Source organism: Nanohaloarchaea archaeon SW_7_43_1 (genome assembly GCA_003009795.1).
GTDB lineage: Archaea > Nanohalarchaeota > Nanosalinia > Nanosalinales > Nanosalinaceae > SW-4-43-9.
Map to the genome: position 1 here is coordinate 236,462 of PXPE01000001.1, position 15,026 is coordinate 251,487.

Annotated in this window: 16 protein-coding genes; 6 read left to right on the forward strand and 10 right to left on the reverse strand. The window is 43.4% G+C overall.

The genetic code is table 11. From position 1 onward, the window contains the following. Nucleotides 1-34 precede the first annotated feature (34 nt). From rplJ to BRC29_01370, 7 genes are all read right to left on the reverse strand, one after another. Nucleotides 35-1,201, reverse strand: a complete 1,167-nt coding sequence (gene rplJ / locus BRC29_01340) for a 50S ribosomal protein L10 (protein PSG98754.1) — start codon at nucleotides 1,199-1,201, stop codon at nucleotides 35-37. A 2-nt stretch (nucleotides 1,202-1,203) separates the two neighbouring features. Next, the gene (locus BRC29_01345) at nucleotides 1,204-1,827 is read right to left on the reverse strand and encodes a 50S ribosomal protein L1 (GenBank protein ID PSG98755.1); all 624 of its coding nucleotides are present in this window, start codon (nucleotides 1,825-1,827) and stop codon (nucleotides 1,204-1,206) included. Nucleotides 1,828-1,839: 12 nt separating this feature from the next. After that, complete coding sequence (locus tag BRC29_01350; protein PSG98756.1) at nucleotides 1,840-2,337, reverse strand: 50S ribosomal protein L11; 498 nt, start codon at nucleotides 2,335-2,337, stop codon at nucleotides 1,840-1,842. Nucleotides 2,338-2,383: 46 nt separating this feature from the next. Further along, nucleotides 2,384-2,821 (reverse strand): transcription elongation factor Spt5, encoded by a 438-nt coding sequence (locus tag BRC29_01355; protein ID PSG98757.1) that lies wholly within the window; start codon nucleotides 2,819-2,821, stop codon nucleotides 2,384-2,386. A 13-nt stretch (nucleotides 2,822-2,834) separates the two neighbouring features. Continuing rightward, entirely contained in the window at nucleotides 2,835-3,035 is a 201-nt protein-coding gene (locus BRC29_01360; protein ID PSG98758.1) for a protein translocase SEC61 complex subunit gamma, read from the reverse strand. 609 nt (nucleotides 3,036-3,644) lie between these two features. After that, a complete protein-coding gene (gene ftsZ / locus BRC29_01365) occupies nucleotides 3,645-4,757 on the reverse strand; it encodes a cell division protein FtsZ (GenBank protein ID PSG98759.1) in 1,113 nt (370 codons plus the stop codon). Nucleotides 4,758-4,847: 90 nt separating this feature from the next. Continuing rightward, nucleotides 4,848-5,498, reverse strand: coding sequence for a peptidylprolyl isomerase (locus tag BRC29_01370; GenBank protein ID PSG98760.1), 651 nt, complete (start codon nucleotides 5,496-5,498; stop codon nucleotides 4,848-4,850). A 214-nt stretch (nucleotides 5,499-5,712) separates the two neighbouring features. Between BRC29_01370 and BRC29_01375 the strand changes: the two genes are divergently transcribed. Continuing rightward, the gene (locus BRC29_01375; GenBank protein ID PSG98761.1) at nucleotides 5,713-5,976 is read left to right on the forward strand and encodes a hypothetical protein; all 264 of its coding nucleotides are present in this window, start codon (nucleotides 5,713-5,715) and stop codon (nucleotides 5,974-5,976) included. Nucleotides 5,977-6,002: 26 nt separating this feature from the next. Here BRC29_01375 and leuS read toward each other — a convergent pair whose 3' ends face one another. Together leuS and BRC29_01385 are read right to left on the reverse strand one after the other, a co-directional pair. Continuing rightward, nucleotides 6,003-8,849 (reverse strand): leucine--tRNA ligase, encoded by a 2,847-nt coding sequence (gene leuS, locus BRC29_01380; GenBank protein PSG98762.1) that lies wholly within the window; start codon nucleotides 8,847-8,849, stop codon nucleotides 6,003-6,005. Nucleotides 8,850-8,925: 76 nt separating this feature from the next. Next, nucleotides 8,926-9,159: a hypothetical protein gene (locus BRC29_01385; GenBank protein ID PSG98763.1), complete on the reverse strand. Its 234-nt coding sequence runs from the start codon at nucleotides 9,157-9,159 to the stop codon at nucleotides 8,926-8,928. Between the two features lie 278 nt (nucleotides 9,160-9,437). On the opposite strand from BRC29_01385, the gene BRC29_01390 reads away from it, so the two are divergent. The 4 genes from BRC29_01390 (at nucleotide 9,438) to BRC29_01405 (ending at nucleotide 12,051) form a co-directional block, all read left to right on the forward strand. Then, entirely contained in the window at nucleotides 9,438-10,001 is a 564-nt protein-coding gene (locus BRC29_01390; protein ID PSG98764.1) for a hypothetical protein, read from the forward strand. Nucleotides 10,002-10,091: 90 nt separating this feature from the next. After that, nucleotides 10,092-10,859, forward strand: coding sequence for a septum site-determining protein MinD (locus BRC29_01395; protein ID PSG98765.1), 768 nt, complete (start codon nucleotides 10,092-10,094; stop codon nucleotides 10,857-10,859). A gap of 2 nt (nucleotides 10,860-10,861) precedes the next feature. After that, nucleotides 10,862-11,254: a hypothetical protein gene (locus tag BRC29_01400; GenBank protein ID PSG98766.1), complete on the forward strand. Its 393-nt coding sequence runs from the start codon at nucleotides 10,862-10,864 to the stop codon at nucleotides 11,252-11,254. Continuing rightward, nucleotides 11,251-12,051: a hypothetical protein gene (locus BRC29_01405; protein ID PSG98767.1), complete on the forward strand. Its 801-nt coding sequence runs from the start codon at nucleotides 11,251-11,253 to the stop codon at nucleotides 12,049-12,051. Before BRC29_01400 ends, BRC29_01405 begins: the two co-directional genes overlap by 4 nt. Here BRC29_01405 and BRC29_01410 read toward each other — a convergent pair. Beyond that, the gene (locus BRC29_01410) at nucleotides 12,044-13,192 is read right to left on the reverse strand and encodes a metal-dependent phosphohydrolase (GenBank protein PSG98768.1); all 1,149 of its coding nucleotides are present in this window, start codon (nucleotides 13,190-13,192) and stop codon (nucleotides 12,044-12,046) included. The genes BRC29_01405 and BRC29_01410 overlap by 8 nt on opposite strands. Before the next feature lie 177 nt (nucleotides 13,193-13,369). Between BRC29_01410 and BRC29_01415 the strand changes: the two genes are divergently transcribed. Beyond that, entirely contained in the window at nucleotides 13,370-14,713 is a 1,344-nt protein-coding gene (locus BRC29_01415; protein PSG98769.1) for a hypothetical protein, read from the forward strand. Nucleotides 14,714-15,026: the final 313 nt, after the last annotated feature.

Below are 15,026 nucleotides of genomic sequence, written 5' to 3' on the forward strand. Positions count from 1 at the left end.
AAAGAAAACAGCGATAAAGATGGGGAAGGGTCACTTATTCTTGATTTTCTAGCCATTCCAGGAATGTCTTTCTTTCCTTGTTATCTTCCTCTGCTTCGATAAGTGCATCGAAGTCAGGTTCCTGGAGGTCTCCGATTTCTTCTTTGGCATCACTAATTGACTGATCGACTATTTTATCGTAGTCGGCTTCAGAGTCTTCTTGGCTTTCTTCCTTTTCTTCTTCAGTTTCTTTTTCTCCCGACTCTGTTTCATCTTCAGCTTCTGTTTCCCTGTCTTCCCCGTTGGTTTCTGTTTCATCGGGTTCCGTGTCCTCTTCTGTTTCTTCTTCAAGGTTGACTGATTCAAGATCGATCTGTGAGTCGACTCCTTCCGCGTTACTTCCTGCGTAGGCGATTGCTTCTTCAACTGTATCCTTGATTGGAAGTCCTTCACTGACAGCAAGGTTTTTGGACTTTCTTGATGCCTTTGAGACTATTGCTGGTGCGGTTGTCTCTTTGACAATCTCGGCGTTAACCGCGAGGTTGAATGCGAGGCTTGATGCTGCTTCAAGATCATTTCTGTACTCTTCTACATCAATGTCAAGTTCTTTTGACGTGAAGATCTCTCCCTGGCTGTAGGCGATGTCCAGGTCTAGTCCGATCTCAAGAGGTTCAAGTCCGACCTGATTCAGGATTTCTGCATCGTCCGCTGTAATTGTTTCTTCTCTCTCGACGATGATACCCGGTTTCTGTACGTGAATCGATCCATCATCTACCTGTACTTGAAGTCCTGCTCCCTGTAGTTTTCCAAGCATAGGTCCTGGCCCGATTCCTGTATCTCCTTCAGGGATTTCAATGTCATCAGGTGCTTGTTCTCCTCCTTGTGCTGCAGCCGATGACTTATTCTGCTGTATCAGAGAGTACAGCTGGAAGGGATCCTTGTTTGAGAAGATGAAAGCTGGCTGTGTTGCATTGTTTTCCTCAAGCTGGTCGATTTCTTCCTTTCCAGCGTTTTCTACAGCTAGTTTCATCAATGTCTTTCTTTCCATCCTGATGTTGGCAAACTCCTTCATCTCTTTCTTGATCTGTTGAAGCTGTTTGGATGGCAGATTATGCATGTCGAGAATCCCTACAACAGGGTGTTCTTCGATCTGTTCCTCCATCTGTTCGACTACTTCTTCTTTTTCTTCTCGAGTCAAGTGTTTTGGCGTTGGCTGTACCATTTTTACTTCACCTCCTCAGGTGAACCCATGGTTGTCTTTATCATCACTGATTTGATGTTGTTGTCTCCTTTTGGAAGCTGTCCTTCAATAAATTCATATACCGAAGATGCGTTTCTCTGAACTTTATCGAACTCGTAATCCTCTTTTCCAATCTTGATCTGTAGAAGCGGTTCCTCTTTCAGTCTTAATGTTACTGTGTTTTTCAGATCTTCAATACTGTCTGTTGGGTCAGAACCTGGGGGCATTGGATCTGGCATCATGTTTCGTGGTCCGAATACCTGTCCCAGCTGCTGACCGATCTTAGGCATTAGAGGTGCTTCCGCAATCAGGAATGAGAACTCTTCCGCAAGATCTTTTGCCTCGTCCGGATTGTCATACATTTCCTCGAGTTCATCGCTGCTGACCGTTCTATCCGCGTTTTCTGCGTTCTGTGTGATTGAGTCTCCGATTACCGCGATCTTGACTTCTTCATCTGCCTGATATGGAAGCTTGAAGTCTTCGTTGAAACGGTTTTCAGGGTCTGAAAGATCTAGGTCTCTGAAATTGATTATCAGGTCGATTGATTCTGTAAAGTTTCGATCTTCAGAGTTCTTTACTGCTTGTTCGACTGTTGTCTCAAAATCCATTTTTTGTCACCTCTAGATTCCTTCCTCGGCTTCTAGCCGATCATCGTATTTGCCTTCATCGATTTCCTGCTGGATATCATAGGCATCTTTCCCGTCTACTGTTATTCCTGCGGCCTGTGTAGAACCAATTACCTCTTTAACAGCTCCTCTCAGATCCATTGCGAGTAGATCAGAGGCTTTCATCCTTGCGACTTTACATGCAGTTTCAAACTCCATGTCCGCTATCTTGTTTTTGTTCGGTTCTCCTGATCCGCCGTCGATTCCCAGTTCGTCGAAGACTAGCTGGGCTACAGGCGGTTTTCCGACTTTTACCTCGAATTCACCTGTTTCCTCATCGACTTCTACAGTTACGGGCACTTCCATGCCTTCAAAGTCCTTGGTTTTTTCGTTAATTGCTGACACGACTTCCCCTACGTCTGTGGGCAAAGGCCCGAGTTCTGGTCCTAGAGGAGGTCCTGCGGAGGCTGATCCTCCTTCCACCAATGTTTCGATAGTGGTTGTGTCTCCCATTGTTGTTTTGTCACCTAGTATTGTGTTGAGTTAAAATTTCTGTGTTTCAGTTCGCTGATGCTTTTTTTCTTACTGTGTCGATGTCTACTGTTGTCGGTATAGGTACTGCAGCATCGATAAGTTCTACTGTTACTTCTCTGTTGGTTTCGTCAACCCTGTTGATCTTGGCTTCTTCTCCTTTGAATGCTCCGCCGACTACTTCAACGGTATCGCCTTCTTCCAGTTTGATATCTTCTTCCTCTTCATCAAGATATTTCTCAATTTTTTCTATATCTACTTCTTCTTCGATTATTCCTCTGAGGTTTCTGATATCATCGGTCAGTTTCTGGATATCTCCTTCCTTTCCCTCAATGAATATGTATCCTTTCAGATCTTGGGGGTGGAAAACTGCTTTTATGTCAAGGTTTTCAGCTTTAACCTTGCTTTTGACCGCCTCTATGGCGTTTTTCTCTCGTCCTCGTGTTGTTTTTCCGGTAAGTATCATTCTTGTTTGAACCTCAGACGTACTGTGGTAACAGGTTAGCTATCAAATACATGATAAAGCCCATTAGGCCGATTATCAGCATTCCCGCACCTGTGACTTTCGCAGCCATCTCAAACTCTTCTCTATCCGGCTTCGTTGAAATCTTGAGCACTCTTTTGTACTCGTTAAGTTTACTTTTTAGCTGGTTTTTCCACTTGCGGGGTTTGAACTCCATGCTATTGATTCACCTGCAGTTCCGTCAGCTGTAAGGGAGAATACAGTTCGAATTGGAAACTCCCTCCCACCATAGGTGGTTCCGACGGGTTACATCTAATAGAGGTGAACAATTTTTATAAGGAGTTCCTTTATACAAGAGGTCAATATTTGAGAAAAGCCTTTTGTTCTCTCAGTTCCAGAGAATATTGATCAAAATGCTCCTGATACTAAACCACTTAAGGATCCTTAATTAGTAAGTATACAATATGGATCGCCGAATAATCTTTACCATAGCATTTTTGTGGATATTATTATCCGTCTTCGTTCTATTATACTTCGGCTCTGCACCGAAAGGATTTTGCTGTGCTTCTCCTGATGAAAATAAAGAAGCTTACTGTAATTCCATATTGAACAAGGTGACAGCGAAGGATGCAGGAAATGAAAATTATTCATTCAGTCCTCCGGATTTATGTTTTGAGCAAGGAGAACCAATTGTATCTGAACTTGAAGGCGTAAATGAGGATGATAATATTACTTATAGAGACGGTGAATACGTGGTTGTAGATGAAAGCTAGTCAAAGGCTTTTCCTTCACAAAAATGGATAGAAGAAAGAATTTGAAGAGATTTCTAGATGAACTCTACTCCTAGTTCCTGTTCGATTTCTTCCTCGTATTCGTCGCTGTGAGTCTTTTCAGGTCCGTAGATCTGAGGTGAATCTACTCCTGTTACGATGATCATTGACTGGAGTGTTGAGTCCATATCTTCTCTGACCTGTGCTCCCCATATAACCTTTGCGGAGTCATCAAGTTTGTCGCTTACCGTGTTGACAACTTCCTGAGCTTCGTTGAGTGAGAGTGATGTTCCTCCTGTCACGTTTACTAGTGCTCCCCTTCCACCCTCAATGTTCACGTCGAGTAGAGGATTGGAAAGTGCTTTCTGAACTGCTTCTCTTGCTCTTGAGTCTGTATCGCTTTGACCCATTCCGATCATGGCGATTCCTCCTTCTCCCATTACAGCACGTATATCTGCGAAGTCAAGGTTGACCAGCCCGGGTTTTGTAACAAGTTCTGTTACGCCTTTAACTGCATTTACGAGAATTTCGTCCGCTATCTTGAATGCTGTATTAAGTGAGACATCTGGAACGATTTCAAGTAGTTTATCGTTTGGAATTACAATTAGTGTATCTACAGTATCTTCGAGCATTTCAAGTCCGTACTCTGCGTTCTCTCTTCTTGACTGTCCTTCCATCTCGAAAGGCAATGTTACAATACCTACTGTTAGTGCGCCTTCTTTCTTGGCTTGCTGTGCGATTACTGGTGCTGATCCTGTTCCGGTTCCTCCTCCGAGGCCGCATGTTACGAATACCATGTCTGCGCCTTTGACGGATTCCTTAACTTTCTGCTGTGATTCTTTTGCAGATTCTTCTCCTACTTTAGGATCTGCTCCTGCTCCGAGTCCTCCTGTAAGCTCTTTTCCGATAAGGACCTTTTTGTCAGCATTTGCATAAAGAAGATCCTGTGCGTCGGTATTCATTGCGACCGTTTCACATCCCTCGATACCGACTTCAACAAGTCTGGAGATTGTGTTGTTCCCTGCGCCTCCTGAGCCGATTACTTTGATGTCTGCCTTTCTCTTTTCAATTAATTCTTCCAGTTCATCGTCAATATCATGTTTTTTCTGCTTTGACTGCGGTACGTTGCCTGAGTTATCCTGCTTCGCCTGTTGTATCTTGTCTTCCATTTGAGAGAACCCTTTGTATTTTGTTGTTATGTATAAGAGGTTATCATCAAAATATATAAAATTGGCCCGAGTTCCGCGATCTCACGGTTTTTACTTGGTAAACTCGACTTCCTCGAAACCGGTGTACTCAGTCATCTCTTTAGTTAGTTTCTCCCGGGCCTCTTCCGGTAGCTCGTGTTCGTGGTCCTCATGAGAGTACATTCCAGGGACTTTAACCTTTTCTCCCTCGAACTCCATGTCTTCGGAGCCGTGGCCGATCCGGTAATCCATGATGTGCTTTGCGATCTCCTCGTCATCTTCAACTTTCTCTTTTACTCTTATATCGTATTTTAGGTCTTTTCCTGCGAGAGGATGGTTAAAATCGATTCTTACTCTACCTGATCCCTTTGATACTACTTTTCCTCTCCTGTTTCCAATCTTCAGTTCTTCTCCCGTCCTCACCTGTATACCCTGTTTCTTGAATTCTTTTTCAGGATAGGTTTTAACCGCATCAGAGTCTCTTTCTCCGTATGCCTTTTCTGATGAGATTTCTGCTTCCTTCTGGTCTCCGACTTCCATGTCGAGCAGTGCCTCCTCAAATCCTTCAATTACATAGTTCTTTCCGATAAGTACAGGAGCCGGTTTGAAATCTTTACCTCTACTCATTCCCTCTTCTTGTGCTTTCTCCTCCACTGTTAGATCAAAGATTTCGCCATCCGCCTTTCCGATATAGTCCACGAGTACCATGTCGCCTTTTTCCATTGTCTAATTCACATATAGAAAGTAGAGGTTGAATATTAAATACTCTGCTAGCTCTCCCAGCTTCTCGATAACCATGTCCTGGCATCTAAAAACCAGTTTTGAAGCATCTATCCTGTTATCAGGAGTTACTGCAGAAACTCCAGCCACATTTTTGGGATAAAAACCTAGAATTGGTCGCGAAACCGTTAAAAGAATTTGATTACATCTGTTTGACATGGAATGGGTAGAAGATCTTCCCGATGAACTTCAAGCATCTCTTGAATCACTTCTAGACGACGTTGAACACCAAGAAAATATTTACTTAAACGCTCAAAATGCTTCAGTTGGACAGATCTGGGTTGCTATGAGCCATATGATGAACCGAGTGCAGAAACTGGAGCAACTTGTTTCAGCCCAGAGAAAGGCTTTGAACGAGACAGAAGTTGATATCGACGAGCATCTTGATCAAAGACTTGAGGAAAGCCTCAAACGATACTAGAATCTCCGAGCATCAATTTCTCTCATTTACTCCATCACTATCGCAGGTTTCCCAGGCTCCGCTCTTGAAGCTTTTTCCTCTCCAGATTCTTCCTCTGTCTCTATTACAATATCGACATTGAACTCTTCCTCGATGAACTCTCTGTTATCTTCAAGAATCTCCACTTCTCTTTCCGAGCTGAAGACTTCTTCAGGCATCGCTCCAGGATCATCCATATATTCTCGGAGAAGTTTCTTGACAGTCTCTGCGTATTCCTTTCTTCCTTCTATAAGTCGGTTCATTGCTTCTCCAAACTCCGGTCTTTCTTCGATTACTTCATTCATTTCCTGAAAGAGCTCTCGTTTCCAGTTCTCCGCGGTTATGATTCTTACAGTTGCGAAACCATCAACAATCTCCGATAATTCTCTGATATCGCTGACCGTGTTTTCTATGAACTCCTGAGCTCTCTCAATCTCTTCATCTATCTTTTCCTCATCAATTTCCGGCCAGTCCTCTTCAGAGACAAGTGTTTCATGCCCGGTTTCATTCCACAGCTCCTCACATATGTGTGGTGTGAAAGGAGCCATCAATTTGATCTGGGTCTCTAATGCTTCTTCAACTACCTTGGCGTTTAGCTCATCGCTTCGGCTAATATAAGTGTTAATCAGCGAGTTAAGCTCGAAGAATGCTTTTAGACCGGCTTTTCTGGTCTGGAACTCTTCAAGTCCTTCCGTCGCTTCTCTCTTAATCTTATTTAGCCTTGAAATAACATACCTGTCAAGGTTGTTGTGTTCTCTTTCAACTCCTTTGCCATGAAGTTCAAGGGTTCTATCATAGAATTTTTTCAGCTTGGTTCTGTAGTCTTTTACTTCCTCTGATTTCCAGTCAAAGTCCTGCCATGGTTCAACTGAGGCGAAAAGGAAGAATCGGGATGTATCCGCGCCGTATTTATCTAGTGCTTCATCCGCTGGCACCACATGCCCTTTTGAGGTAGACATTTTCTCTCCTTCAAGTAGACCCATTCCCCAGATAGCTATTCCCTGTGGCCAGTTCTCTTCCTCGAATATGGCTGCATGGTGGAACATCATGAATGTGAGATGATTCTGAATGTGTTCCTCAGCTGTAGTTCTCCAGTCGAGAGGATACCAGTAATCAAAGCTCTCCTTTGCTTCTCTTATTACTGATTCTTCGATACCTGTGTTTTCAGAAACCTTGTCTAATTCTCCTTCATCTCTGAAGACATAGTCGAAGAACCCCGGTTGAAGTTTTTCGGCATCAACATCTTCGATTATATGTCTGATGGTGTAAAAAGCCATGTAGATGGTGGAATCGGAGAGAGGTTCTATAACGAATTCACCGTCAAACGGCAGCCTGGTTCCGAGACCGTAGTTCCTGATGCATGGCCAGGATTCAAGCCAGTTTATCGTGTGTTCAAATTCATCTATTGTGTTTTCCGGTATCAATTCGAGATTGTTGAGGCATTTATCAGTCTTGTCCTTCCACCCTTTGTCGCCGTATTCGAGGAACCATGAGTCCTGCATCGAGACTATTACTTTTCCTCCGCATCGACAGACGACTTCTTCTGAGAAGTCGTACATGGAGTCGAATTTGCCCTGGTTCTCGAACTGCTCGGTGAGTCTATCTTTGACGGCATTGACTTTTTCAGAGGCGAAGTCCTGGCAGTTTGCGTTCAAAGTTCCGGTGTGGAACTCTTTATCGTATATCTCTTCAGTTGCTTTCTCAAGTGCTTCTTCATCTTCCTGTGATTCGACTCCGTACTCTTCACATGCTTCTCTTGCCGGGATATCGTCAAATCCTTCGACGTTGATTATAGTTTTAGGTTCAATTTCCTGTACAGCTTCTGGATTAATTCCATACTCGTCGAGGAGAGCTTCGTCTCTCTGAATATCTTTGAGTGAGATCCAATCGTAAGGAGCATGTGCCGGGACAGACATTACAAGCCCTGTACCTGAGTCCGAGCCAACAAATGATGCAGGAAGCATCAGCACCGATTCGCCTGTAACCGGGTTCTTCAAGGTCTCTCCAACTAGCTCTGAACCTGAGATCTCTCCGGTTATCTCAATCTCTCTATCTTGGTGTTTGAGCTTCTCAGCTGCTTCTTCCGAGACAACCCAGTTCTCCCCGTCGACTTCTGTCGTTACGTAATCCACTTCCGGATTAACCAGTGTATGAGTTACTCCGAAAACGGTTTCAGGTCGGAGAGTAGCCATCGGAAATACATAATCTTCTTTCTCGAACTTGACAAGCGAGTACTCCTGCTTCTCAGCGCTTTCTCCTTCAAGTAAGTCGTGTGTTGTGACAGGATTCTTATCGTTTAGACAGTACTTTGTAGGATGGAGGCCCTGTTTTACCAGACCTTTTTCCCTCAATTTCCTGTACTGCCACTCGATAAACCTGTTATACTGTTCCTGGCTGGTGTTGAATTCTCGGCGCCAGTCAACGGAGAAACCGAGATTCTTCATGTTCTTCTTGTAAGAGTTTTCGATGAAGTAGTTAGCATAATCCATCGGCTCCTCCCAGCTCTCCATTTCCTCTTCCGGGACATCGTATACATCCCTGAGAACTTCAATCTGTTTCTCCTCTCCTTTCTGAAGCCTTTCCAGAGCTCCAATTATTGGTGTGCCTGTGACATGCCATGACATCGGGAACAGAACGTTGTATCCCTGCATTCTCTTGTAGCGTGCGAAAACATCTGGCAGAGTATAAGTGGAGACATGGCCGATATGCATTCCGCCGCTCGGGTAAGGATAGGCCACAGTTATGAAGAATTTATCATCATTGTTCGGATCTGGTTCGAATATTTTCTCTTCATCCCATATTTCCTGCCATTTACTTTCAATTGAATTGAGTTTATCGGCAAAGTCCTGATCCATGGAAAGTGATAGAAGCTGAACTTATTTTAATTTGAACGTTTGGGTGCTATCCAGAAAAAGAAAAAATATGGTGGATTCATTCCCTGTAGTTTCTAACGGCTACCACAAGGATGTAGAGTACGGCGCTGACTATACCTGTCTGACCAAGGGCTCCTGCAATACTGTCCGATAAATTGCTGCTTAGATTGGCTGCCTCTATTCCGAACCCTACGAGCTGTGATACTGCAGCCCAGAATAAGAGGATTGTCGCAAGCACCAGTCCATGCATTAGCATTTCCCGTGTGTCCTGCATATAATCTGCTTCTCTCATAACACATCCTTTTTTGTCATTCCACACTTATACCGTTAGGGGTAAGTTATGCGTTGGTAGGGTATTGCCTTCGATTACTTTTACCGGTATTAGAGTAAAGACTAACCCTGCGAGATTTTGTATAAAGCGTTTAAGGCCATTCTTTCAAGTTTGTCTAATAATTGGCCTCTTGAAAACTCTTTTCTCTACTATTTAGGCTTACTAGGGCTTTTATAGAGTAATCAAGTGGCATATTAATTGCCATAGCTTTTTTCAACTATGGCCTCATGAGTCTAATTATGAATAAAACCGCTGTTTATGGTCTGGCTTTCACAATGTTTGCAATTTTAGCTGCCTTAACAGTCTCGAGTGTTTCCGAAGATAAAGTTTATTATGTTGATAACTTTGAGACCTCTTACAATACTTCTAACTCGAATAACTCTTCTCCGATAAAGTTTGATGCTGAGTTGGTTGACCAGAAAGTAAACTCTTCCAATCCGGCGAAAATTCAATTAATGATAGAACCTACTTCTACTACCAATGTTTCTCTAATTGGGGGTCCCGTCTATCCTTTCGGGGTTCTGAATGCTGAATCTAGAGAGGATAATCTTGTTCTCTGGTCTAAAAGATATGAGGAAAACAGTGCTATCTCAACCGAACAGGGAAGAGTAACTACTATCGGTGCAATTAGAATCATAGGAGAACATTCAGGTGGTGAGACAGTATCTAGGAACTATTCAGTTCGTTTGAAAGATATCGAAAGATCTGATAATTACACTGCAAAGGAGTCTATCAAATATAGAACGGATTCTGGGAGAGGAAACCTAAGCTATCGATTCAGCTTTGATTTGAAAAAACAATGACTATCCTGGACAGATCTTTGATCAGTAGATAGTGCTGGGAACCTCACTCACTACTCATTTAAATGACTGTGAACTTAATATTAAGATACAATGACCCGCCTTGTATGTGTTAGTAGTGGTAAAGGAGGCACAGGGAAAACCACAGTAACTTCCAACTTAGGAGCTGCATTAACCCAGTTCGGTACGGATACTATTGTTCTGGACGCCAATCTTACCAACCCCAATCTAGGTTTTCATCTAGGAATTCCGTTATATCCGAATACTCTTCATGATGTTTTGAAGGGCAATGCACACATAACCGAGGCAATGTATATCCACAATTCGGGTCTGAGAGTTGTGCCGGCAGGTCTTTCAATCGAGGATCTTGTTGATACCTCACCTGAGAACCTGAGTGATGTTTTACTTGATACTGTCGGAGAACCTGATTTTGTTCTTGTAGACTCAGCAGCAGGTCTGGGAAGCGAATCAATCAACGCTATTGAGGCATCAGATGAAGTTTTAGTCGTCACCAATCCTAATCTTCCAGCGGTTACTGATGCTCTTAAGACGGTTAATATAGCTGAGGAGGCAGGTACTGATGTTCTTGGAATTGTTGTTAACCGGAAGACAGGTCATGAATCGGAACTGGATGAAGACGAGATCGAGTCTATGCTCGGCCATGAAGTAATAATGGAGGTGCCTGAACACGAGAAGGTCCAGGAAGCGCTTGCAGTCAAGAAGCCTATGGTTCATCATGACCCTGACCACCATGTTTCGGAAAGGTTCAAGGGTGTAGCAGCTGAGGTAGCAGGCCTTGAATACGAACCGGATCTGAGAGAAGAAGGCTTTTTCACTAAGATAGTAGATAAGTTAAGATAGAGATGAGCAAAGGCCAATTAATACTTAACCCGGGAATGGCCCTACTGATAGTTTTAATAGCTTTTTTAGGGTTCTTTGTTTATTCTTGGTCGGCAGATTCTGTAACTAGTACAGGGAATGAAACCCTCCAGGAGCAACAGAATGTGATCGGTTGCACAAAGCTTAATATTGAGATCGTAGAGTTCAACTCTGAGGATAACTCTACAAGCGTTTCCTTCAGGTCCGATCGAGAATTTGAAAATATTTCGGTTGTGTTCTTGGGAGAAAATAATATGACCCAAAATTTTGACAAGGTAGAACCTCAAGAAATAGAGACTGCTACAGTTTCTGGTACTCGCTATTCCAATGTAATCATTGAGGCTCAGGGCTGTGGAAGAGTCACAAGCTACAGGTGATACTCTTTTATTCCGGAAGAAATAATTCAAATATTATGACACGTGTGATTTCAGTGGTTTCCGGTAAAGGAGGTGCGGGAAAGACCACTTTGACAGCTAACCTCGGTGTGGCTTTATCCAACCAAGGAGAAGATGTCCTGATTATCGATGGAAACTTCACCGGGGCAAACATCGCACAGCATTTCGGAGTAGGTTTTCAAGATGTCTCATTGAACGATGTTCTTGAGGGTGATGCGTATATTACACAGGCAGTCGCCAAGCATCCTGAAGGAGTCTCGATTCTACCGGCTTCAGTTCTAGAGTTCAACGGTCAAGAACAGAACCTCAAGCATTCAATAGTGGACTTCCTTGGCGATAAAGACTTTGTACTGATTGATGCTGCTGCAGGAACTGATGATGAGGTACAGGCAGCGATAGAGACCTCAGATGAAGTATTACTTGTTTCACATCCGGAGCTCCCTGCTTTAACAAATACTCTAGGAGCCAAAAAACTGGCCGAAGAGATGGATAGAGAGATACTCGGGCTTGTGATGAACATGGTAAGAGATGAAAAATCCGAGGTCGAACACGAAGATATCAAAGAACTGGTAGATGAGAAGATTATAGGAGAAGTTCCTGAACATAAGCATGTAAGGGAAGGAATTGCATTGAGAAAACCGGTTGTATCATACAAACCGGATTCAAGAGCATCCTATGCAATTGAGGATGTTGCTCATAAGTTAAAGGGGCGTGAACCTCCGAAGAGACCTCTGCAAAAAAGACTGAAGATGCGGCTTCAAGATGTGTCGCCTATTTGATCATGTTATTTACTTTTTCCGATGCAGCTTCTCCAACTTCTTCTCTGACTTCTTCGGGAGAAAAGACTTTCAGGTCAACAGTCTGCCATTCCGCCTCTGATAGCATATCCGGGAAACGGGATATATCTGACATATTGACGACTTCTCCATTACTTTTCTTTATATTGATACCGAAATCGGTTATTCCGGGTGTTGACGGAGGATCCACTATAACTTCATGAGGTCTGACTCCAGCTCTCTCCGCTATTTCCCTTTCTATCTCCTCAGGGCTGTCTATTCTCTGCTCCAGATGTTTGAGCTCTTCCTGATCTCCTCTGTATATAAACGCTCTTTTGTACAGTTTGCGGTTCTTCACTCTCTCGTACAATTTATGCGACACACCTTCTGATTCCAGGAGTTCATTGTGGGCATCATAGTCATCCAGCCTCATGATCCTCTCTAGACGGTTATCCTCAAGATGGTTGTCCAGAGCTCTCTGAATCATTTTCTCTGCAATTTCCACTGCGTGATGTTTGTAAACAGATTTAGTCATATGGAAACGGGATGCGAGCAGTGATTCCAGTGATGTAACCGCTTTTTCATCATATACAAGTCTACGTGAGTCTATCTCTGCTAACCGTATAATAGTATCAACGTCTATCTCTCCGTGCTTTACTCCTGTAGCGTGAGCATCCCGGATAAGATAATCCATTCTATCCGCATCTATATCTCCGGCTACTATCTGTCCGATCTCCAGATCTCCTCTGATTATCCTGTGCAACCGGTATTTATCCGCGGAGTATAGATCCTCAAGTCGGTCAATAACCTCACAGGAGAAATCTTCGTGTGAAACCCCATACTGTTTTGACATCATTTCGCTGACATGGGAGAACGGTCCGTGGCCAGTATCGTGGAATAATGCAGCAAGTCTAAGTTCCTTTCTTTTCTCATGTTTAAGGTTCAGGCTGTCAGCGAACTTTCCGGTCAGATGCGTAACTCCCAGTGAGTGCTGGAACCGGGTATGTGTGGCAGAGGGGTAAATCAGTGATGTAAATCCCAGCTGCCTGATTCTTCTCAGCCTCTGAAATGCTGGAGAATCAACTATCTTTTTCTCCTCTTCGCTGAGGTTTATGTAGCCATGGACTGCATCCTGAATATCCATCCTATGAACTATTTAGAACGTCATCTGCTTTAATCTAATGGTTCCCCAAACCTTCATGCTTAAATCTTCAGCTCAACAACTTCCACATATGACAGATTTTAAGACCTATGAAAAATACCTCTGGAGCCCTAAAAGAGAGGAATACCAGCAGGAAACACAGATACTGGAAGACTACTGGTGATCAACTTGGCATCATTCTTCCATGCATACGATCTCAGAGGCAAGTATCCAGACGAGATAGGTGAGGGAAAGGCGGAGAAAGTCGGCAAGGCATTCGGAACATTTACTGAAGCCGAGAAAGTTCTGGTGGGCAGGGATGGAAGAACTCATGGAGAGAAGATAAAAGATGCATTTATTCGTGGTGTAAACTCCACAGGAGTTGATGTGCTGGATGCCGGAATGGTTCCAACACCTGTAATTTACCAGGGGATGAGGCTGAGAGATATTGAGGCCTCAACGGTTATAACTGCATCACACAACCCTCCGGAGTACACCGGTTTCAAGTTTTCTAAGGAAGAGGCGCTGGCAATGTCTCGGGAGGGAGGAATGAAACAGATCGAAAAGCTCTATGAACTGGGCGGCTTTGAATCAGGTAACGGTGTACGAAAAGAGGTTGAACTGGAAGAAGATTATGTTGAAGCAGTTAAGGATAAGCTGGAAATAGAGGAAAGTCTTGATATAGCTGTAAACTACGGTAACGGCGTTGCAGCGGGATTAGGTGAGAAAGTTCTCGAGGGGATTGAATGTGACGTGGAACCAATTAATGATGAGATAGATGGAAGATTTCCAAACCACCTTCCAGATCCAACGAATAAGGATGCAAAAAAAGCGCTCAGAGAGGAAATGAAGTATGAGGATCTAGGAATAATACTTGACGGCGATGGCGACCGCGCAGGATTTATTTTACCAGATAAAGGTTATATTACGGAAGATGAAGTCCTTGCATTGTTCTCACAGCACTGTCTAGAGAGGGAGAAGGGAAAAGTTGTGCATGATTTGAGAGCCTCTAAACTGGTGCCAGAAAAAATTAGAGAGAGCGGCGGAGAAGCCGTTGAGACTAGGGTCGGCCACACATTTATCTCGGAATCAATCCATTCGGATCAAGGTATAGTCTTTGCTGGAGAGCTTTCCGGCCACTACTATTTCCCGGTTTATGGTTTCCCGTTTGATGATGGTATTTTTGCAGCGGCTTTAATGTGTAAGATTGCATCCGAGAATGAACTTGAGAAGATTATTGAGAATTATCCTGAGTATCCTGTTTCTCCGGAGTTGAGGATTGACTGTCCCGAAGGAGCTAAGGAGAAAGTGGTTGAAGAAATAAAGAATTCCTATTCTGATCACGATGTATCGACTATTGACGGCGCCAAGATAATATTTGAGAATGGCTGGGCATTGGTCAGACCCTCCAATACCGAGGAGAAGATGTCTGTCAGATGTGAGGGAGACACTCAGGAAGATGTAGATGAAATTCTGGAGGAAGTCAAGGCAGAAGTAAAACGGCTGATAGGTAACTATTCCTGATCGGTTATTCGAGGCTTGTTCTATGTTTGTTCGGGTATTCCAACCAGTTTTCCGGATTATGGATCAACTGCCTCGAGCAGGGCTCCCGACCGGTTTCTGTACGATAATACCGAAGATGATTATAGAAAAAGTATAAGAGTACTCGACAGGAAATTATTTCATACAGCGAGGCAACCAATGATCTGGTTGAAATGATTGAGGATGTAGTATCTTACTCAAAGATAAATATTACTGAGAAAAAGCAAAAAGCCAGGAAAATGACTCATTTAGCCTCTTACAAAAAATTTGGGAAAACTACAAGCAGGCGCACAAT